Origin of the sequence: Xanthomonas sp. WHRI 7065 (assembly GCF_040203115.2) — a bacterium.
GTDB classification, from domain to species: domain Bacteria; phylum Pseudomonadota; class Gammaproteobacteria; order Xanthomonadales; family Xanthomonadaceae; genus Xanthomonas; species Xanthomonas arboricola.
Genome location: NZ_CP168194.1, coordinates 1,409,330 through 1,429,025 on the forward strand (window position 1 = coordinate 1,409,330; position 19,696 = coordinate 1,429,025).

The 19,696-nt window shown below is 66.1% G+C and carries 15 protein-coding genes; 9 read left to right on the plus strand and 6 right to left on the minus strand.

The features are described 5' to 3' along the window. Positions 1-89: 89 nt before the first annotated feature. From ABQY64_RS06105 to ABQY64_RS06115, 3 genes are read right to left on the minus strand one after another with little or no spacing between them, the layout of a single operon-like run. Entirely contained in the window at positions 90-2,387 is a 2,298-nt protein-coding gene (locus ABQY64_RS06105; protein ID WP_349779196.1) for a xanthine dehydrogenase family protein molybdopterin-binding subunit, read from the minus strand. Further along, complete coding sequence (locus ABQY64_RS06110; protein ID WP_349779195.1) at positions 2,384-3,472, minus strand: xanthine dehydrogenase family protein subunit M; 1,089 nt, start codon at positions 3,470-3,472, stop codon at positions 2,384-2,386. The genes ABQY64_RS06105 and ABQY64_RS06110 overlap by 4 nt, the downstream gene beginning before the upstream one ends. Beyond that, a complete protein-coding gene (locus ABQY64_RS06115) occupies positions 3,445-4,017 on the minus strand; it encodes a 2Fe-2S iron-sulfur cluster-binding protein (protein WP_349779194.1) in 573 nt (190 codons plus the stop codon). Before ABQY64_RS06115 ends, ABQY64_RS06110 begins: the two co-directional genes overlap by 28 nt. Positions 4,018-4,265: 248 nt before the next feature. Between ABQY64_RS06115 and ABQY64_RS06120 the strand changes: the two genes are divergently transcribed. From ABQY64_RS06120 to ABQY64_RS06140, 5 genes are all read left to right on the plus strand, one after another. Further along, positions 4,266-4,790, plus strand: a complete 525-nt coding sequence (locus tag ABQY64_RS06120) for an RNA polymerase sigma factor (RefSeq protein ID WP_024938642.1) — start codon at positions 4,266-4,268, stop codon at positions 4,788-4,790. 65 nt (positions 4,791-4,855) lie between these two features. Then, a complete protein-coding gene (locus tag ABQY64_RS06125; RefSeq protein WP_349779259.1) occupies positions 4,856-5,878 on the plus strand; it encodes a FecR domain-containing protein in 1,023 nt (340 codons plus the stop codon). A 378-nt stretch (positions 5,879-6,256) separates the two neighbouring features. Further along, entirely contained in the window at positions 6,257-9,154 is a 2,898-nt protein-coding gene (locus ABQY64_RS06130; RefSeq protein WP_349779193.1) for a TonB-dependent receptor, read from the plus strand. A 275-nt stretch (positions 9,155-9,429) separates the two neighbouring features. Then, on the plus strand, positions 9,430-10,746 hold the full coding sequence (locus ABQY64_RS06135) for a histidine-type phosphatase (RefSeq protein ID WP_349779192.1): 1,317 nt from the start codon (positions 9,430-9,432) through the stop codon (positions 10,744-10,746). A 109-nt stretch (positions 10,747-10,855) separates the two neighbouring features. Then, complete coding sequence (locus tag ABQY64_RS06140; protein ID WP_349779191.1) at positions 10,856-12,160, plus strand: jacalin-like lectin; 1,305 nt, start codon at positions 10,856-10,858, stop codon at positions 12,158-12,160. Between the two features lie 233 nt (positions 12,161-12,393). On the opposite strand, the gene ABQY64_RS06145 is transcribed toward ABQY64_RS06140, so the two are convergent. Further along, positions 12,394-12,819 (minus strand): type II toxin-antitoxin system death-on-curing family toxin, encoded by a 426-nt coding sequence (locus ABQY64_RS06145; RefSeq protein ID WP_024938646.1) that lies wholly within the window; start codon positions 12,817-12,819, stop codon positions 12,394-12,396. An 8-nt stretch (positions 12,820-12,827) separates the two neighbouring features. After that, positions 12,828-13,049 carry an AbrB/MazE/SpoVT family DNA-binding domain-containing protein gene (locus ABQY64_RS06150; protein WP_016849390.1) on the minus strand — a complete coding sequence of 74 codons (222 nt, stop codon included), beginning with the start codon at positions 13,047-13,049 and terminating at the stop codon, positions 12,828-12,830. A 161-nt stretch (positions 13,050-13,210) separates the two neighbouring features. Between ABQY64_RS06150 and lexA the strand changes: the two genes are divergently transcribed. From lexA to ABQY64_RS06170, 4 genes are all read left to right on the plus strand, one after another. Continuing rightward, a complete protein-coding gene (gene lexA, locus ABQY64_RS06155) occupies positions 13,211-13,816 on the plus strand; it encodes a transcriptional repressor LexA (RefSeq protein WP_349779190.1) in 606 nt (201 codons plus the stop codon). A gap of 1 nt (position 13,817) precedes the next feature. Beyond that, positions 13,818-14,471: a translesion DNA synthesis-associated protein ImuA gene (imuA, locus tag ABQY64_RS06160; protein ID WP_349779189.1), complete on the plus strand. Its 654-nt coding sequence runs from the start codon at positions 13,818-13,820 to the stop codon at positions 14,469-14,471. Positions 14,472-14,480: 9 nt separating this feature from the next. Beyond that, positions 14,481-15,899 carry a DNA polymerase Y family protein gene (locus ABQY64_RS06165; protein ID WP_349779188.1) on the plus strand — a complete coding sequence of 473 codons (1,419 nt, stop codon included), beginning with the start codon at positions 14,481-14,483 and terminating at the stop codon, positions 15,897-15,899. 156 nt (positions 15,900-16,055) lie between these two features. After that, a complete protein-coding gene (locus ABQY64_RS06170; RefSeq protein WP_349779187.1) occupies positions 16,056-19,304 on the plus strand; it encodes an error-prone DNA polymerase in 3,249 nt (1,082 codons plus the stop codon). Positions 19,305-19,450: 146 nt separating this feature from the next. Here ABQY64_RS06170 and ABQY64_RS06175 read toward each other — a convergent pair whose 3' ends face one another. Then, positions 19,451-19,654: a hypothetical protein gene (locus ABQY64_RS06175; protein ID WP_102252592.1), complete on the minus strand. Its 204-nt coding sequence runs from the start codon at positions 19,652-19,654 to the stop codon at positions 19,451-19,453. Positions 19,655-19,696 lie beyond the last annotated feature (42 nt).

Genomic DNA, 19,696 nt, shown 5'->3' on the forward strand with positions numbered 1-19,696 from the left:
GACGCTGCAGCGACAACACGCTGCAGGCGCGTCCGCCCTCAGGCAGATCGCTCTACCTGATAGGGCGTAGGCACCTGCAAGTGCAGGTCTCAGTCCGCCATCACCTTGTCCGGCGTCATCGGGGTGCTGCGGATGCGCTTGCCGGTGGCATGGAAGATCGCATTGCAGATCGCCGCCGAAACACCGACCAGGCCGATTTCGCCCACGCCTTTTGCGCCCAGGCTGCTGACGATGCGGTCGTCCTCGTCGGCGAAGATCACATCGATGTCGTGGATGTCGGCATTGGCCGAGACGTGATACATCGCAAAATCGTGATTCATGAAACGGCCGAAGCGGTGATCGGACTGGGTATGTTCGTGCAGGGCCTGGCCGATGCCCCAGACCACGCCGCCGACGATCTGGCTGCGCGCGGTGATCGGGTTGAGGATGCGCCCGGCTGCAACCGCGCTGACCACGCGGGTGACGCGGACCGTGCCCAGCTCTTCATCCACCCGCACTTCCACAAACACCGCGCCGTGGGTGGCTCGGGTGTACTTGCGTTGCTTGAGCACATTGGGCAGCAGCAGGAACTTGTCTCCGATCTGTTCCAGTTCTGCTGCACGCAACAGCTCGGTCAGCGCAGTGGTGGTGCCGGCATCGGCGCGCAATGCCAGCGTGCCATCGGCAAACACCACCTCGTCCAGCTTGGCCTTGCCAAAGCGCGAATTCGGCAACGCCTGCGCCAGGCGCAGCAACCGTGCGCGCAGCTTCGCGCACACGCCATCCACCGCCGAGCCCACCGTGGTCACATGCGACGAGCCGCCTTCGATCGGTGCGACCGGCAGGGTCGAATCGCCGAGTTGGAAAGTGACCTGTTCCAGCGGCAGGCCCAGTGCTTCGGCCGCGATCATCGCCATCACCGTATAGGTGCCGGTGCCGATATCGCTGGCTGCGCTGCTCACCACCAGCCGGCCATCGGCGTGCAGCACCGCATGCGCGCGCGCAAACATCTGCATCGCATCCCATTGACCGGTGGCCATGCCCCAGCCGACCCACTCGTTGCCTTCCTTGCGTGCACGCGGCTGCAGCGGACGCTGCGCCCAGCCGAAGCGTTCGGCACCTTGCTGGTAGCACGCGCGCAGCGCCTTGGTGGAGTAGGGCTTGTCGTCGGCCGGGTTGACCTCGGCATAGTTCTTCAGGCGCAGCGCCAGCGGATCCATGCCCAGCTCATACGACAGTTCGTCCATCGCCACTTCCAGCGCATGCACGCCGTGTGCGGCACCGGGTGCGCGCATGTCCATCGGGCTGAACTGGTCCAGGCTCACCAGGTTGTAGCCCAGATGCACGTTGTCGCAGGCGTACAGCTGCCCGCTCCAGTTGACCACCACCTCGACGTAATCCTCGATGCGCGAGGTCTCGGCGATGGCCTCGTGCCAGATCGCGCGCAAGCTGCCGTCGCGGTCGGCGCCGAGCTTGAGCCGCTGCAATGTCTCCGGGCGATGGCCGAAGGTGAACATCTGTTGCCGCGTCAGCACCACGCGCACCGAGCGGTCCAGCAGGATCGACGCCATCACCGCCAGCGGCAACTGATACTGCGGGCGCAGCCCGGAGCCGAAGGCACCGCCCACGTACGGATTGCGCACGGTGACCTTGCGCTTGCTCAGGCCGAACACATGCGAGACATACCAGCGGCTGTTCTGCGAGCCCTGGGTCTTGTCGTAGATGGTGAAGTGGCCATCGGCATCGCGGATCACCGTGGAGGCGAACAACTCCATCGGATTGTGGTGCTCCACACCGCTGTAGTAGTCGGCCTGCACCTGGACAGCGGCATTGGCAAAGGCGGTGTCCGGCTCGCCCTTGTCCTTGGGCGGCGGCGAGAAACCGGCCTTCATGGCCTTGGGCTTGTGCGCACGGTCCAGGTTGGTCATCAGGTTGGTATCGTGCGGGTCCTGCAGCAATTCCACCTCCACCAGGTGGGCCGCGTGGCGCGCCGCTTCGAAGGTTTCTGCCACCACCAGGGCGATCGGCTGGCCGCTGTACAGGATCTTGTTGTCATACAGGGGCCGGAACGGCGAACCGGCCGGTGCGGTCATGTCCTTGTAGAACACATCCATGCCGCGCATATGCGGGCGGTTTTCATGGGTAACGATCTCCAGCACGCCCGGCACCGCACGCGCGGCATCAAGATGGAAGGCGACGATCTCGCCCTTGGCGATGCTGCTGTTGACCACCACACCATAGGCCAGATCCGCCACCGGCCATTCGGCGGCATAACGTGCCTGGCCGGTGACCTTGGCGCGCCCGTCGATGCGGGTGACGCCAGTGCCGGTGGGGCGATAGCCGGTGCCGCTGTCGGCAACCGGCGGACTCAGGTCGTTGTTGGGTACGTCGGTGCTGCGTGCGTTCATGGGGCTTCCTCCAGCGCGCTGGTTCGCCCGCGGTTGTCGATGGTGCCCTCGCGGGCGACGTCCAGGGCACGCACGATCGCGCGGCGTGCCAGCGGCAGCTTGAAGGCATTGTTGCCTTGCGGTTGCGCACCCTGCAGCAAGGCATCAGCCAGGCTGCCGAAGCTCTCGGCCGTGGCCGGTTTGCCCACCAGCTGCGCTTCGGCGTCGGGGTTGCGCCAGGGCTTGTGCGCCACGCCGCCCAGGGCCACGCGCACCTCACGGATGCTGCCGTCCTCGGCCAGGTCCAGCGCCGCCGCCACCGACACCAGCGCGAATGCATACGACAGGCGCTCGCGGATCTTCAGGTAGGCGCTGTGCGCGACGAAGCGCTGTGCATCGGGCAGGTCGATATGCACGATCAACTCGTCCGGGGCCAGGGTGCTGTCCAGCTCCGGGTGCTCGCCGGGCAGGCGGTGGAACTGCGCGAACGGGATGTCGCGCTCGCCGTTGGGGCCTTGCACGTGCACCACTGCGTCCAGCGCAGCCAGCGCGACGCACATGTCCGACGGGTGCGTGGCAATGCACTGCGCGCTGGCGCCGAGGATGGCGTTGTAGGTGGTGAGCCCGCCGATCGCCGAGCAGCCGGTCCCGGGCGCGCGCTTGTTGCATGGGGTGGCATGGTCGTAGAAATACAGGCAGCGCGTGCGCTGCAGCAGGTTGCCGCCATTGCTGGCCATGTTGCGGATCTGCGGCGAGGCGCCGGCCAGGATCGCCGCGCTCAGCAAGGGATACCGCGTCTCCACGTCCGGGTGATAGGCGGTGTCGGCATTGCGTGCGAGTGCGCCCAGGCGCAGGCCGCTTTCGGGGAGCGTACTGATGCTGTCCAGCGGCAGGCGATTGATATCGACCAGGCTGCCTGGCCGCATCAGCTGCAGCTTCATCAGGTCGGTGAGATTGGTGCCGCCGGCGATCAGGCGCACCGGGACTTCGGCAGGCACCGGGTGCGGGTCACTGCCGCGCACAGACAGTGCAGTCAGCGCCGCATCGACGCTGTCCGCGCGCGTGTAGGTGAGCGGAATCATGCCGGCACCGTCCCTGGCGTCCACGGTGTGGCGGCGCTCTCGCTGCTGTCGCTGGGCTTGCCCATGACCTGCATCACCGCATCGGTGATCTGCGGGTAGGCACCGCAGCGGCACAGATTGCCGCTCATCAACTCGCGCACCTGGTCGCGATCATGCGCCTTGCCTTCATTGATCAGGCCCACTGCCGAGCACAACTGCCCGGGCGTGCAGTAGCCGCACTGGAAGGCATCGTTCTCGATGAAGGCACGCTGCAGCGGATGCAGCTGTTCGCCCTCGGCCAGGCCTTCGACGGTGGTGATCTCGGCGCCGTCCTGCATGACCGCAAGCGTCAGGCAGCTATTGATGCGGCGCCCATCGACCAGCACCGTACAGGCGCCGCATTGGCCGTGGTCGCAGCCTTTCTTGGTGCCGGTGAGGTCGAGCCGGTCGCGCAATAGATCGAGCAGGCTGACCCAGGCTTCGAGCTGCAATTGGTAAGGCTGGCCATTGATGCGCAGGTTGACCGGGTAGGTCGGCGCAGCAGTGGTGGCCGGCGCCAGATGCGTGGCAGTAGCGGGTGTGGCATTCATGCGAACCCCGTGGCGATGGCTGAGAGGAGGATCCTCACCTTGATGCCTGCGTGGTCAAGGTGTGGTGTAGGTGAGTGAGGTCTCTTTCACGCGTGCGTGAAGCCTGAGCGTGGTCATGCGCGGAACATGGCGGCGTTGCTGCGCATGACATCGCTTGATCGCAGGCCGGTGCCATCGTCGGTGCGTCATCGTGGTGTCACCTGCAGTGGCCAGGCTAGCCGGCCCAGCGCACAGGGGAACGCGCCCGCATGAAAGCCAACGCCACCCGCGCCTGGACGCAGGTGTTCACCCAGCACGGGTCGGTGCTGCGTGGTTTTTTCGTGCGTCGCGGCGCCAACGAGGATGCCGAAGACCTGGTGCAGGAAACCTATCTGCGGCTATTGCGTGCGCATCAGGATCAAGGCGAGGCGATCGCCAATCCCGAGGCGTATCTGTACACGGTGGCGCTGAACCTGGCGCGCGAGCAGGCCGCGCGACGCAAGCAGGCGCCACTGCGCATCGACGAGATGGAACAGTTTTCGCAGTTGCTGGCCGCAGGCGACGACGTGGAAGATGCTGCGCACCGGCAGCAGCGTCAGCAACGCCTGCAGGCCCTGCTGGCTACGTTGCCGGAGCGCACCTGCGCGGTATTGGTGATGCAGTACCGCGACGGGCTCAGTTACAAGCAGATCGCCGAGCGCATGGGGGTGTCGGCGCATATGGTCAAGAAGCATGTGGTGCGTGGCTTGTCGGCCTGCAGACGGGCGGTTGCCGACAGCGGGGACAGCTGGTGAGCAAGCCGGTGTTGCCGAGCCGCAGCGTTGTCGGTGAAGCCGCGCACTGGCATGCGCTGCAACGCATGCAGGCGCTGGATGCGACACAACAGGCCGGCTTTCTGCAATGGCTGACCGCATCGCCGTTGCATGTGCGCGAATACATGGCGGTGCTGCGTGTGGCCGGCGATCTGGGCGATGCCATACGTGGCATGGACCTGGACGTGGATGCCCTGCTTGCTGCCGACCGGCGCAAGAGTGCCGATGCCACGCCGCCCAACGTGATTGCGCTGCCGCTGCGGTCACGAGGGCAGCCAGCACAGCAATCAACTGCCCGGCCGCGCCGCAGCGAAGGCCAACCCAATGCACGCATGCGCAGCTGGCGCATGGGCCTGGCCGCGACGCTGTGCGGGGTGGCGATCCTGACCGGCTGGGCCTGGCCACGCACCCAGACCTACGCCACCGCGCACGGCGAGCAGCGCAGCGTGCAGTTGGCCGACCGCAGCGTGGTGCATTTGAACGGGCAAAGCAGCGTGCGTGCCACCATGACGCCGTGGAGCCGCAACCTGCAGCTGCTGCGTGGCCAGGCCAGCTTCGTGGTCGCAGCGGACCGGCGCCCGTTGCAGGTGCATGCAGGCCATCTGCGTGTCGAGGATATCGGCACCACCTTCGATATTGCCCTGTATCAACACCAGGCACGCATCGAGGTCGCCGAGGGCCGTGTCCATGTCTGGCGCGACGCGCGCGATGGGCAGCCGATGCTTGCCAACCTGGGGGCAGGGCAGAGCGCACGGATCGATGCGGCCACCGGCAAGATCGAACTGGCCAGCGAAGAGGTGGCCGCCATGCATGCCTGGCGGCAGCGGCGCATCGTGTTCCGCGACGCGCCGCTGGCCACGGTGGCCGAAGACTTCAATCGTCTCAACCGCACGCGTTTGTCGATCGACGATGCTGCCGCCGGTGCGCTGCGGCTCACCGGCAATCTGCGTGGTGACGATCTCGCCGCGCTGCGTGCCTTCCTGGATGGCCAGCCGAACCTGCGCGTGGTCAGCGCGCCGGGGATGCTGCGCGTGAGCAGCCGGCCTGCGCAGGGAACGGCGACGCGATAGCCACGGCGCTGCACGACGTCGTGATGCGTGCAGCGCGTGCGCATGCCGCATCTCGCGCGCGCGTAGCGCACATGGATTGGTCCTGCGCGCAGTGGATGAGGTTGCCGATGCCATTGCGCCCCGTGCGTACCGATGGCCGTCTGCGGCTGCGTCCGCGCACATGCAAGACCTCACGTCCTCGCGTGCATGCAAGGCGCAGCGCGATGCAGATGCAGTGCGTCGCGCCTGCGCGGTTCGGTGCCTGCGCAGATGTCACAGAAAATTCATCAAAAAACGGTGCCCGACCGTCGCTGTCGATGCTCGTAGTCCAGGTACAACGCAGCATTCCCGCGTGGCGGGTGGTGTTGCGCATTGCTTCCTCCCCTACTGGATTCCACGATGCGCCGTACGTTGTTTCTTTCGATCGCTCTTGCCCTGCATGCCGGCACCGCTGGCGCCCAGACGGCTGCTGCCACCGTCGCGGTCGAGGCGATTCCGGCCCAGCCACTGGCACGCGCGCTCAATGCGCTGTCGCGCCAGACCGGGCTGCAGTTTGTCTATGCCGCCGGCGTGGCCGGCAACCCGCAGACCCGCGCCACCGCGGCCGGCGTCGCACCCGAGCAGGCCCTGCAGCAGTTACTCGATGGCACCGGCCTGCGCTACCGCTATCTCGATGCGACCACGGTGACCATCGAAACCGCCGAGCCGGCGCCCGGCCTGCCGCCAGCGGTTCCGGCAACGGCCGCGGTCGCCACGGCACCGGTGCCGCGTGCAGACGCGCCGGTACAGGAACTGGACAGCATCCAGGTGCTCGGCAGTTACGCCGGCAGCCTCAGCGCCGCGTTGCGCCAGAAACGCTATGCCGACAGCGTGGTGGATGTGATCGCCGCCGAAGACATCGGCAAGCTGCCCGCGCAGAACGTGGCCGAGGCGCTGCAGCGCGTGCCGGGCGTGTCGATCGTGCGCGACCGCGGCGAAGGCGTGTACGTGCGCGTGCGCGGCCTGGGCCCGAATTTCCAGGTCACCACGCTCAACGGCCAGACCATGGCGGTCAACGAGAACGTGCGCACCTCCGGCCAGACCGGGCGGCAGTTCCGCTACGACACGCTGCCGGCCGAACTGGTCTCCGGGCTGGACGTGATCAAGAGCCCCACCGCCGACCTGGACGAAGGCGCCATCGGCGGCATCGTCAACGTGCGTACATTCCGCCCGCTGGAGCTGGGCAAGACACTGACCAACGTATCGCTGGAATCCAGCCAGGCCCAGCGCACCCAGGCTAACGATCCGCGCGTCTCCGGGCTGTTCAACTGGGTCAATGCCGAAGGCACCTTCGGCATGCTGATTTCCGGCGCGTATGCGCAACGCACCTTGCGCCAGGACCGCGTCAACGAGGTGAGCTGGGACTACTACCGCAACGGCGTGCCGGGCGTGCCCGGTGCCAATTACGTTCCCACCGGCCTGCGCCCGACACTGGAGCTGGAGGAGCGCGAGCGCACCGGCGTGGCGGCCTCGCTGCAATGGAAGCCCAGCGCAGCGTGGGAGACCAACCTGGATCTGCTCTACGCCAGGCAGACCGTGCATTACGACGAATACAGCATGGGCGTGGGCTTCGACAGCCTGGCCAAGCTGAGCAATCTGCGAGTGGAAAACGGCGGTGTTACCGGCTTCGATTATCGCAACGGCCAGGTGCAGATCTCGCGCGAGACCTCCGGCATCACCGACGACAATCGCAGTGCACGCCTGTCCAGCACCTGGAGCGGAGACCAGTGGACGCTGGGCGCAGTGGCGTTCCACTCGCAGGCGCACAGCTACGACTCCGATCCGATCCGGCGCACCCGTCTGCGCAGCGGCACCAACCTGTCGATGCGCGTGGACATGCCGCAAGCCGACGGCGACAACGTACCGGACTGGAGCTTCACCAACGGCTTCGATCCGACCAACCCGGCCACCGTGGCAGGGCGCCGGCTGGAATGGCGCGAGATCGATGCGCGCGACAAGGAAGACGCGCTGCAGTTCGATGCCAGGCGCATACTCGACGGCAGCTTCTTCCGCGATGTCAAGGTGGGAGCCAAGTATCGCCAGCGCTCGCGTACCTATGATCGCGCCGACCTGCTGCTCAACAGCATTGCCGGGGTACGTTTCCCGGGTAGCTATTTCACCACGTTGCCGGTGGGCGACATGCTGTCGGACGCCAACGGCAACCTGCCGCGGCAATGGCTGGCGCCGATCGAATCCGCGTTCTGGGGCAATTGGCCGACCAGCGCCGATCTGAACAACACGCCCAACAGCGCCGACCTGCAGAATTCCTACGAGGTGCAGGAAAAGATCGCCTCGGCGTACGCGATGAGCAACTTCGCCACCCAGCTGGCGGGCCGCGAACTGCGCGGTAATGTCGGCGCGCGGGTGGTGCGCACCGAGCAGGCCACCGATGGCCATGCCGATGTCAACGGCAGCGCACAGCCGGTGCATTTCGAGCGCAGCTATACCAATGTGCTGCCTTCGTTCAACGCGGCCTGGGATGTGCGCGAGGACATGGTGCTGCGGACTTCCGCGGCCAAGGTGATCACGCGCCCGGACCTTACCGATCTGTCGTCCAAGCTGACCTTCAATTCCAGTGGCGAACGCCTCACCGCCAGCGGCGGCAACCCAGCGCTGCAGCCCTTCGAAGCGTGGCAGTACGACCTGACCTTCGAGTGGTACATCGACGGCACCTCGGCACTGACCGGCGGTTTGTTCTACAAGGACATCTCCAGCTTCATCCAGACCCAGATGTCCAACCTGGTTTACCAAGGCCAGACCTATCTGCTGTCGTCCAAGACCAACGGCAGCAAGGCGATGGTGCAAGGCGCGGAAGTGGCGTATCAGCAGGTCTTCAGCGGCCTGCCGTCGACGCTGGACGGCCTGGGCATGCAGCTCAACTACACCTGGACCGACAGCAAGGCGACCTATCACGACGGCACCGGCAGCTTCACCGACAGCCTGGAAGGCGTGGCCAGGAACACCTACAACGCCGTGCTGTTTTACGAGAAGGGGCCGTTGATGGCGCGCGTCAGCTACAGCTGGAGCGACGACATCCTCAACGCGGTGGGCACCGCTAATGTGGCCACGCTCAACAGCGACCGGTTCGGCAGCCTGGATGCCAATGTCGCCTACAAGGTCAACGACACGCTGTCGGTGTTCGTCAACGCGATCAATCTCACCGGCGAAGTGCAGCGCCAGTTCGTTGGCGATCACTTGTTCGGCGGCTATACCGACTACGGCCGCACCTGGTCGCTGGGGTTGCGCGCGCGGTTTTGAGAAGGGCTGGAGAGCTGACGAGCAGTTGTCAGCGACGTGCGGTGTGCATCGGGGGCGCTGCGCTTGCGGGTGACATGCCGCCACGGAGGCCTTGCGACAAGTGCAGCCGTCGTGATCGCCGATCCAGTTTGTTGGCGTCAGCCAATGCCGCCACCGGGCGCCTTGCTGCAAGGCGCCATCTGCAAGGGCCATGGCTTCGGCTGTGGCGCTGTTGCCAGCCGCACATCGCCTCGTATCGCGGTGTGCAACAGCTGCACCACGTGTTGAGACCACTCATGTCATTACTGCTTCGTAACTGTATCGGTTTTTTTGTCTTGATCGTGGCTGGCCTGGCCATGCCGGTAGCGCCTGCCGCCACCACGTCGGAGACGCTTGAGAAAGTCGTCATCCTCAAACGCCACGGCGTGCGTGCGGCGATGTCCAGCCCGGAGCAACTGGGTCGCTATTCCGCACGTCCCTGGCCACGCTTCGATGTGCCGGCCGGCCACCTGACCGCAAACGGTGCGCGTCTGGAGGCATTATTCGGTGCCTATTACCGCGCCCGTTACATGCCGTTGGGTCTGTTCGATGGTGATGGCTGCGCCAATGTCTACTACTGGGCCAATCGCACCCAGCGCACCATCGCCTCGGCGCGTGCGTTGGCAAGCACGCTCACCCCGGGGTGTACGAACACGGTGCACCACGTGGCCGATGACGCGTCCGATCCACTGTTCGACGGCGCGCCGGCATTGCGACAACCCGCTGCGGCGGCATTGATGCGCGCGGCCATCGCCGGCCGCGTCGGCGGCGATGTGGTCGCCTGGAATGCGGCGCAACGCGATGCGATCGACAGCTTGCAGCAACTGTTGCTGCAATGCGCGCAGCGGCCATGCCCGACCCGGGCCGGTGCCGGCAAGCAACGCCTGGATGCGGTGCCCGCAGGCATGGGCGCCGCCCACGACGGAATCGCCGGTGTCGAAGGCCCGGCACCGGCAGCCTCCGGCATCAGCGAAAGCCTGTTGATGGGCTGGGCCGACGGCCAGGACTTTGCCGCCTTGGGATGGCAAGGCGTGGACGAAGCCAGTTTGCTGCGCGCGTTCGCCCCGCATCAGGCCGAGTTCGCGCTGCGTCTGCGCGCGCCGACGGTGGCGCGCATGGCCAGTACGCCGCTGGCGGCGCGGCTGCTGGCGACACTGCAGCAAGGCAGTGTCGCCAGTGGCAATCGCAATCCGCCGCAGGCCACGCCGATCGGTGGCGATGCACGGCTGGTGGTGCTATCCGGTCACGACGGCACGCTGACCCTGCTGGCCGGCATGTTCGATCTGCATTGGCAATTGCCCGGTTACCAACCCGACCAGACCGTGCCTGGCGGCGCCTTGGTATTCGAGCGCTGGCGGCGTGCCGATGGGCAGCGCGTGATCCGTCTGCGCTATACCGCGCAGACGCTGGCGCAACTGCGCGAACGCCGCGCACTGACGCCGCAGGCGCCGCCGCCGTCATCGCCGGTGTTCATTCCCGGCTGCAGCAGCGCCACCCCGGAGTACGACTGCCCGCTGCCAACCTTGGCGACATTGATCGACGCCGCGATCGACCCGCATTACCTGAGCGAATGACGCCGCGCGCGCCGGCCGCGACCGGCGCGTGTGGTTGCATCGGCGCATCGGCGCCGTTTCCCTGGCCACCGTGCCAGCCGCTGTTTCTCATCACTGCAAGAGGCGATTTATGCTCCACCAGCGATGTACTCTCGTCAGTCTCGCAATCACTCTCGGTCTTGCCTGCGCAGGCATCGCACAGGCGCAAACGGACGTCGGCGTACTCGACGTACTGACCTACAACGTCGCCGGCCTGCCCGAAGGCCTGTCCAGCGGAACGCCGGCCACTAACACCGCACTGCTCGCACCGAAACTGGCGCCTTACGGGCTGGTCAACGTGCAGGAAGACTTCAACTACCACGCCACGCTGTACGCCGGCGATGCGCATCCCTATCGTACTGCCACCAGCGGCGGTGCAGCGTTCGGCGACGGGCTCAACACGCTCAGCAACTATCCCTTCAGCGACTTCACCCGGGTCAAGTGGAACCAGTGCAACGGCACCGACTGCCTGACACCGAAGGGTTTCAGTTACATGCGCGTGCGCCTGGCCGACGGCGTGTTGCTGGACGTCTACAACGCGCACCCCAATGCCGGGGTCGAAGCGGGCGACCTGTCCGCACGTCGCGCCAATATCGGCCAGCTCTCGCAGTTCATCCAGACCTGGTCGGCCGGCAATGCGGTGCTGGTGATGATGGATTCCAATACGCGCTACACCCGCAGCGACGACAACATCCGCGAGTTGATCGCCTCCAACGGTTTGACCGATCCGTGGGTGGAGCTGATCAAGGGCGCAGCACCGGCGGCCGGCGCCGCACCGCTGTTGTGCGGCACGCTGCCCACCAACAGCTGCGAAGTGGTCGACAAGATCCTGTACCGCGACGCGCCGCAATTGACCCTGGTGGCCAACCGTTACCAGCTCGATGGCGGCGGCTTCTACGACAGCGCCGGCAAGCCGCTGTCCGACCACTACCCGCTGCATGCGCAATTCGGATGGGCCGTGGGCGACCGATTGCGCACCAGCGACCAGTTCGGTGGTCCGCATGGCGTTCCGTTCAACGATCTGGCCGGCAACCCGGGCGTGCGCCCGCTCAGTGGCGTGACCCTGCGCGGCGGTGCGCGCCTGGATGGCGTCGGCGTGATCCTGGACAGCGGCAAGCTGCTCGCGCATGGCGGCAGTGGTGGGCAGGCGACCACACTGTCGCTGGGTGCCAACGAAACGCTGTCCTCGGCCACCTTCACTGTGGGCAAGTACAACGACCGCACCCGCCTGTTCTCGCTGAGCCTGCGCACCAACAAAGGCCGCAGCGTGCAGGTGGGCAGCCCGACCAGCGAGAGCTACACGCTGACCGCTCCCAGCGGCTGGCATATCGCCGGTTTCACCGGTCGCGCGGGTGAGGAGATCGACAAGCTGGGGGTGGTGTATGCGAAGGACTGAGGGCATTGCGGACTAGCAGCCACTCAGACCCCTCGCAGTCTGCGGCGTGAGCTGTAAAGCAGCGACGCACGGCCATGGATGGCCTCTCCGTTAAAGCGGCAATCCACGCAGCATTGAATCTGGCGGTGCGTTGAAACATCCGTGCAGCCGCAACGTTGTGCGGATCAGAACGTAGGTATCCTGCGCAATTGTTGATGCTCCACGATAATTCGTCGGCGGGGCGACGCAATGCATCAACCGTAATGCCCGCGGGGTTCGTGCACATGCGTATCGGCACGCAAGCGCACGCGTGGACGCAACCATTGGGCAAACTCTGCTTCGCTCCATGCGCCATCGGCCAATCCCATCATGGCGACATACTTCTCTTCCTGCGAGGCCATGAGCTCGGCACCATTGAGCACGAGAAAAACGCGGTAGCAGACATGGGCGGTACGCTTGTTGCCATCCACAAACGGGTGATTGCGCGCCAGCCCGTAGGCCAGGCTGGCGGTCAACTGCACCAGATCGGGCGGAGGATCGCCATAAGAAAACAGCTGCTGTGGGCGGGCCAGCGCCGAGTCCAGCAATGCCTCATCGCGGATGCCAGCAGCGCCACCGTGTTCGCTCAATTGACGTTCGTGGATGGCCAGGGCAAGCGCGCGCGTGATCCACACGACCATGCGCGTGTTCATTTGGCCAGCTTGTTCAGCACCTGACGGTCCTCGCGCATCACCTGCTCGGCCACATCCATCTGCGCGGCCAGGGTCGGGTCGAACGCGGTCAGCTTGATGCCGTCGGGCGTTTCCAGTGCATAGAGTTCGTCGCCCTTGCCCAGGCGCAGGCGGGCGAGCAGTTCCTTGGGCAGGATGACGCCAGCGGAATTGCCGATGGAGGTGATCTTGAGCTTCATGGTCGACGCCTTCGTCAGTACGCAAGTTATAACTCCGCCTCCAGCCGATCACAAGCCCGTCCTGGCTGAAGCGGCTCAGCAACCTGCATGGGCCAATCTCGCCTGCTGCGATTGATAGGTGTACAAATGTACACCTTGTCCCGGCCGGCCGTTGCACTCCCATGGATTCTCTCTCCCCCAAGCGTCAGGCGGTGCTGGCTTTCCTGCAGGAGCAGGCCCGTGCAGGGGTATCCCCCAGCCTGGCCGAGATTGCGCAGGCGTTCGGGTTCGCCTCGCGCAATGCCGCGCAGAAGCACGTGCAGGCGCTGGCCGAGGCCGGGTTGATCGAGCTGCTGCCCAATCAGAAGCGTGGCATCCGCATGCCGGGCGGGGCCGCGCGCGATGCCTTGCTGGCCTTGCCGGTGCTGGGCCGGGTGGCGGCCGGTGTGCCGATCGGGGCGGATATCGGCCTGGACCGGCAGTTGTGGCTGGACCGCACGCTGTTCTCCTTGCGTCCGGACTATCTGCTGCAGGTGCAAGGCGATTCGATGATCGAAGACGGCATTCTGGACGGCGATCTGGTCGGCGTGCATCGCAGCAGCGAGGCGCGCGATGGGCAGATCGTGGTGGCGCGGGTGGATGGCGAAATCACCATCAAGCGGCTGGAGCGCGGTGCCGAACGTATCCGCCTGTTGCCGCGCAACCGCGCGCACGCGCCGATCGTGGTGGCGGCCGATGCCGACTTCGCGATCGAAGGACTGTACTGCGGTCTGATCCGGCAGGGTTGAGATGAGCCAGGAGCCCGCGCGCATCAGGCAGGACGGCAACGCGGCAGTCGCGCTGCCGCTGGACGCCCTGCTGGCCGCACGCACGGTGTGGCGCGCGGGTCGTGGCACCGCCATTGCCCATGGCGGCGAATCCACCGGGCATGCGGCGCTGGATGCGCTGCTGCCCGATGGCGGCTGGCCGCGGCGGGCACTGACCGAGTTGCTGCTGCCCGCGCACGGCGTGGGCGAGATCGCACTGCTGTTGCCCACGCTGGCGCGCATGACCGGCGCCAGCAGCCGGGTGGTGCTGGTGGCGCCGCCGTTCATTCCCTATGCGCCGGCCTGGCAGGCGGGCGGTGTGGTGCTGGAACATCTGGAAGTGGTGCAGGCCGAGCCGCGCAATGCCTTGTGGGCGTTCGAGCAATGCCTGCGCAGTGGCGCATGCGCGGCGGTGCTGGGCTGGCCGCAGACCGGCGATGCACGCGCATTGCGGCGGCTGCAGGTCGCCGCCGACAGCGGCAACTGCTGCGCGTTCGCGTTGCGCGATCGCAAGCATGCGGTCAATGCATCGCCGGCGGCATTACGGCTGGAATTTCTGCCCGAGCGCGATGCCTGGCAGGTACGCAAGTGCCGCGGCGGGCAGGTCCCGTCGCAGCCGTTGCGGCTGGCGCATTGAGGCGCGCGCATGTTGTGGGCCTGCATCTTGCTGCCGCAGCTGGCGCTGGACGCCGTCCTCCGGCGTCTGGAAGAGCCGGACGCACCGCTGGCGTTGGTGGAAGGGCCGGCGCAGTTGCGCAGCCTGCACTCGGTCAATGCAGCGGCGTCCGCCGCCGGCCTGAAAGCCGGCATGCGGCTGTCGGCGGCGCATGCGCTGATGGCCCATGTACGCACCATCGATTACGAGGCCCAGGCTGAGGCGCGTACGCAGCGGTTTCTCGCGGCGTGGGCGTACCGGCACAGTTCGTTGGTGAGCCAGCAGTGGTCGCGCGCCATCGTGCTGGAAGCCGGTGCCAGCTTTCGGCTGTTTGGTCCGTGGCCGCGTTTCGAACGCCGCCTGCGCGATGAGCTGCAGGCGCTGGGCTTCCAGCACCGGCTTGCACTGGCGCCCACACCGCGTGCGGCACGCGTGCTGGCCGGCTTGCGCGACGGCATGGTGGTGACGCAGTTGCCGGCCTTGCACACCACGCTGGACACGGTGCCGGTACGCCGTGCCGCATTGCCGGGCGATGCCGGCGAGCGCCTGCAACACATGGGCGTGCGCACGCTGGCGGCGGTGCGCGCGTTGCCGCGCGATGGGCTGCGCCGGCGGTTCGGCGCGGGCCTGCTCGAGCATCTGGACCGCCTCTACGGCCAGGTCGACGACCCCCTGGAGTGCTACGCGCCACCGGACCACTTCGACCAGCGTGTGGAACTCGGCTACGAGGTGGAAATGCATCCGGCGCTGCTGTTCCCGCTGCGGCGCCTGATCGGCGACCTGTGCACCTACCTGTCCATCCGCGACGGCGGCGTGCAACGGTTCCTGCTGCGGCTGGAACACGAGGAAGGCGCCACCGATGTCGAGATCGGCCTGCTGACGCCGGAGCGCGCGCCGACGCTGTTGTTCGAGCTTGCGCGCAACCGGCTGGAGCGGGTGGAGATTCCACGCCCGGTGGTGGCGATGCGCCTGCTGGCGCGGCAGCTGCCACCGTTCGTGCCGGCCATGCGTGATCTGTTCGATCAACGTGCGCAGCAATCGGTGGAGTGGCCGCAGCTGCGCGAGCGCCTGCGCGCGCGGCTGGGCGATGAGGCGGTGTACCGCGTACTGCCGGCAGACGACCCGCGCCCGGAACGTGCCTGGCGGCGCGCCATCGGCGATGCGGTGCGCGACGTTGCGGCGCCGCCGCGTCCGCCGCGTCCGACCTGGCTGTTGCCGCAGCCGGTGCCCCTGCACGAGACGCAGCTGCGCATCATCTCCGGCCCGGAGCGGCTGGAAAGCGGCTGGTGGGACGACGACGAGGCGCGCCGCGATTACTACGTGGTGGAAACCGCGCGCGGCCGGCGTGGCTGGGCGTTCGCCGCTCCTGGCCGTGTCGATGGCTGGATGCTGCACGGGTGGTTCGCATGATCGGTTGCGTGCCCTTGCAGCAGCCGAGCGTTGCCTGCGGGGCTGGTCATCGCAGCGGTGCCGCACGCGTCCGATGCCACGTAGCGAAGAAGCAAACACAACGTGTCGATCTGCAGCGCATGTGTGGCGGCAGCGCGATGTCGAAGAGGTGCGCGCATGAGCTGGGATGATGCCGTCGACGGCGTGGACCGCGATACGCCCGGTGGGCGCATGCCGCGCGCCTGGACGGTCGCCGCGCGGTTGCGCGCGGCAAACGACGATATCGCCCATGCCATGGTCGCCGATGGGTTGCCTGCCTATGCCGAGCTGCACTGCCTGTCGGATTTTTCGTTCCTGCGCGGCGCCTCCAGCGCCGAACAATTGTTCATGCGCGCGCACCACTGCGGCTACAGCGCCCTGGCGATCACCGACGAGTGCTCGCTGGCCGGCATCGTGCGCGGCCTGGAAGCCTCGCGCGCCACCGGCGTGCGTTTGATCGTCGGCAGCGAATTCACCCTGGTCGATGGCACCCGCTTCGTGCTGCTGGTGGAAAACGCGCACGGCTATCCGCAGTTGTGCGCGCTGATCACCACCGCGCGGCGTGCGGCAGGCAAGGGTGCGTACCGGCTCGGGTGTGCCGAGGTGGAGGCGCAGTTTCGCGCTATGGAACCGGGCATGTTCGCGCTGTGGTTACCCGGTGCGCAGCCGCAGGCCGAGCAGGGCGCCTGGTTGCAGCAGGTGTTCGGTGAGCGTGCATTCCTGGCGGTGGAACTGCACCGCGAACAGGACGATGCAGCGCGGTTGCTTGCCCTGCAGCTGCTGGCGCAGCAACTGGGCATGACCGCTCTGGCCAGTGGCGATGTGCATATGGCGCAGCGGCGCGAGCGCATCGTGCAGGACACCCTGACCGCCATCCGCCACGGCTTGCCGTTGGCCGAGTGCGGCGCGCACCTGTTCCGCAATGGCGAGCGCCATCTGCGCACGCGGCGTGCCTTGGGCAACATCTATCCGGATGCGCTGTTGCAGGTCGCGGTGGACCTGGCGCAGCGCTGCAGCTTCGATATCTCCAGGCTTGAATACACCTATCCGCGCGAACTGGTGCCGCAAGGGCATACGCCGGCGAGTTATCTGCGACAGCTCACTGAGGAGGGGATGCGTGAGCGGTGGCCGAATGGTGTGCCGGAAAAGATACGCGATGACATCGAAAAAGAGTTGGAGCTGATCGCCGAGCTGAAATACGAGGCTTTCTTCCTCACTGTGCGCGATGTGGTGAATTTTGCGCGGTTACGCAAGATTCTTTGCCAGGGGAGGGGGTCGTCTGCCAATTCCGCAGTGTGCTATGCACTCGGCATCACCTCCGTGGACCCAATCAAGACGCGCTTGCTGATCTCGCGCTTCTTATCCAAGGCGCGCAACGAGCCACCTGACATCGACGTGGATTTCGAGCACGAACGGCGCGAAGAAGTACTGCAATATGTCTACAACAAATACGGCCGCGAACGCGCGGCATTGGCGGCGACGGTGATCTGCTATCGCGGCAAGAGCGCCGTGCGCGATGTGGCCAAGGCGTTCGGCCTGCCGCCGGACCAGATCGCGTTGCTGGCCAATTGCTATGGCTGGGGCAATGGCGAAACGCCGATGGAACAGCGCATCGAAGAGGCCGGGTTCGATCTGGCCAATCCACTGATCAACAAGATTCTTGCGGTGACCGAGCAACTGCGCGATCACCCGCGCCATCTGTCGCAGCATGTCGGCGGTTTCGTCATCTCCGACGAACCCCTGTCGCTGCTGGTGCCGGTGGAAAACGCCGCCATGGCCGACCGCACCATCATCCAGTGGGACAAGGACGATCTGGAAACCATGAAGCTGCTCAAGGTCGATTGCCTGGCGCTGGGTATGCTGACCTGCATCCGCAAGACGCTGGACCTGGTGCGTGGCCATCGGGGTCGCAAGTACGAGTTGGCGACGTTGCCGGATGAGGATGCGGCTACCTACAAGATGATCCAGCGCGCCGATACGGTTGGCGTGTTCCAGATCGAGTCGCGTGCGCAGATGGCGATGCTGCCGAGGCTCAAACCTGCAGAGTTCTACGATCTGGTCATTGAAGTGGCGATCGTGCGGCCCGGGCCGATCCAGGGCGACATGGTGCATCCGTATCTGCAGCGGCGTAAAGACAAGAGCCTGATCAGCTATCCCTCCGAAGGTGTAGAGAAAATTCTCGGGCCGACATTGGGGATCCCGCTATTCCAGGAACAGGTGATGGAGCTGGTGATTCACGCCGGTTACGACCCGGACGATGCCGACAAATTACGCCGCTCGATGGCGGCCTGGCGTCGCGGTGGTGATATGGAATCGCATCGGACCCGGATTCGCGCGCTGATGGAAGGCAAAGGCTACGCCTCCACCTTCATCGACCAGATCTTCGAGCAGATCAAGGGCTTCGGCTCTTACGGCTTCCCGCAAAGTCATGCTGCCTCGTTCGCCAAGCTTGTCTACGCTAGCTGCTGGCTCAAGCGCCACGAGCCGGCGGCCTTCGCCTGCGGGCTGCTCAACGCGCAGCCGATGGGCTTCTACTCCGCCAGCCAGATCGTGCAGGACGCACGCCGCGGCAGTCCCGAGCGTGCGCGCGTGGAGGTGTTGCCGGTGGACGTGTTGCACAGCGACTGGGACAACACGCTGGTCGGTGGCCGGCCCTGGCGCAGCGACGACGACCCCGGCGAACAACCGGCGATCCGGCTGGGCATGCGCCAGATCGCCGGGTTATCGGAAGTGGTGGCCAACCGCATTGCCGCGGCACGCGCGCAGCGGGCCTTCGCCGATATCGGCGATCTGTGCCTGCGCGCCGCACTCGACGAAAAGGCGCGCCTGGCATTGGCCGAAGCCGGCGCCTTGCAGGGCATGGTGGGCAATCGCAATGCCGCGCGTTGGGCGATGGCCGGCGTGGAAGCGCGTCGGCCGTTATTACCGGGCAGCCCCGAAGAACGCACGGTGACGTTTGAAGCCCCGCGCGCAGGCGAAGAGATCCTGGCCGACTATCGCGCGGTCGGCCTGAGTCTGCGCCAGCATCCGATGGCGCTGCTGCGCCCGCAGATGCGGCAGCGGCGCATCCTCGGCCTGCGCGAACTGCAGGGCCGCCGTCATGGCAGCGGCGTGCATGTCGCCGGCCTGGTCACCCAGCGCCAGCGCCCGGCCACCGCCAAGGGCACCATCTTCGTCACCCTGGAAGACGAGCACGGCATGATCAACGTCATCGTCTGGTCGCACCTGGCGCTGCGCCGCCGCCGCGCACTGCTGGAATCGCGCCTGCTGGCAGTGCGCGGCCGCTGGGAGCGCGTGGACGGCGTGGAGCATCTCATCGCCGGCGATCTGCACGACCTCAGCGACCTGCTCGGCGAAATGCAGCTGCCCTCGCGCGATTTTCATTGAAACTTTGTCTGGTCTGCGATTGCTGGTAAATTTCGCGCTCAGTTTGCACAAGACATGGAGCAGCACGTGCGGAAAAGGATTTTTATTGCGGCCTTGGGGCTGCTGATGGCTGCCGGCACTGCCGCAGCGCAGGTGGATGTCGGCGCCTATATCAAAAAAGACAAGTTTGCCGATATCAAGCTATCGCCCAGCGGCGCGTTTTTCGCCGCTACCGTGCCGATGGAAGACAAGACCGCGCTAGCGATCGTGCGGCGTTCGGACAACAGCATGGGCGCAACTTTCGTGTTGGAGAAGAACACGTATGTGAGCGACTTTGCCTGGGTCAGCGAGACGCGTGTGTTGATCTCCATCGCACAGAAATACGGTCTGCTCGACAAGCCGTTGCCGACCGG

Bases quoted from the DNA above. Each gene is read 5' to 3' on its own strand.
- lexA (WP_349779190.1), top strand. From the start codon at position 13,211: ATGGATTCTCTCTCCCCCAAGCGTCAGGCGGTGCTGGCTTTCCTGCAG.
- ABQY64_RS06130 (WP_349779193.1), top strand. From the start codon at position 6,257: ATGCGCCGTACGTTGTTTCTTTCGATCGCTCTTGCCCTGCATGCCGGC.
- imuA (WP_349779189.1), top strand. From the start codon at position 13,818: ATGAGCCAGGAGCCCGCGCGCATCAGGCAGGACGGCAACGCGGCAGTC.
- ABQY64_RS06140 (WP_349779191.1), top strand. From the start codon at position 10,856: ATGCTCCACCAGCGATGTACTCTCGTCAGTCTCGCAATCACTCTCGGT.
- ABQY64_RS06115 (WP_349779194.1), bottom strand. From the start codon at position 4,017: ATGAATGCCACACCCGCTACTGCCACGCATCTGGCGCCGGCCACCACT.
- ABQY64_RS06150 (WP_016849390.1), bottom strand. From the start codon at position 13,049: ATGAAGCTCAAGATCACCTCCATCGGCAATTCCGCTGGCGTCATCCTG.
- ABQY64_RS06170 (WP_349779187.1), top strand. From the start codon at position 16,056: ATGAGCTGGGATGATGCCGTCGACGGCGTGGACCGCGATACGCCCGGT.
- ABQY64_RS06120 (WP_024938642.1), top strand. From the start codon at position 4,266: ATGAAAGCCAACGCCACCCGCGCCTGGACGCAGGTGTTCACCCAGCAC.
- ABQY64_RS06135 (WP_349779192.1), top strand. From the start codon at position 9,430: ATGTCATTACTGCTTCGTAACTGTATCGGTTTTTTTGTCTTGATCGTG.
- ABQY64_RS06165 (WP_349779188.1), top strand. From the start codon at position 14,481: ATGTTGTGGGCCTGCATCTTGCTGCCGCAGCTGGCGCTGGACGCCGTC.
- ABQY64_RS06125 (WP_349779259.1), top strand. From the start codon at position 4,856: ATGCAGGCGCTGGATGCGACACAACAGGCCGGCTTTCTGCAATGGCTG.
- ABQY64_RS06105 (WP_349779196.1), bottom strand. From the start codon at position 2,387: ATGAACGCACGCAGCACCGACGTACCCAACAACGACCTGAGTCCGCCG.
- ABQY64_RS06175 (WP_102252592.1), bottom strand. From the start codon at position 19,654: ATGGAGATCAACACACGCGTCTCGCTGACCCAGGCAAAGTCGCTCACA.
- ABQY64_RS06145 (WP_024938646.1), bottom strand. From the start codon at position 12,819: ATGGTCGTGTGGATCACGCGCGCGCTTGCCCTGGCCATCCACGAACGT.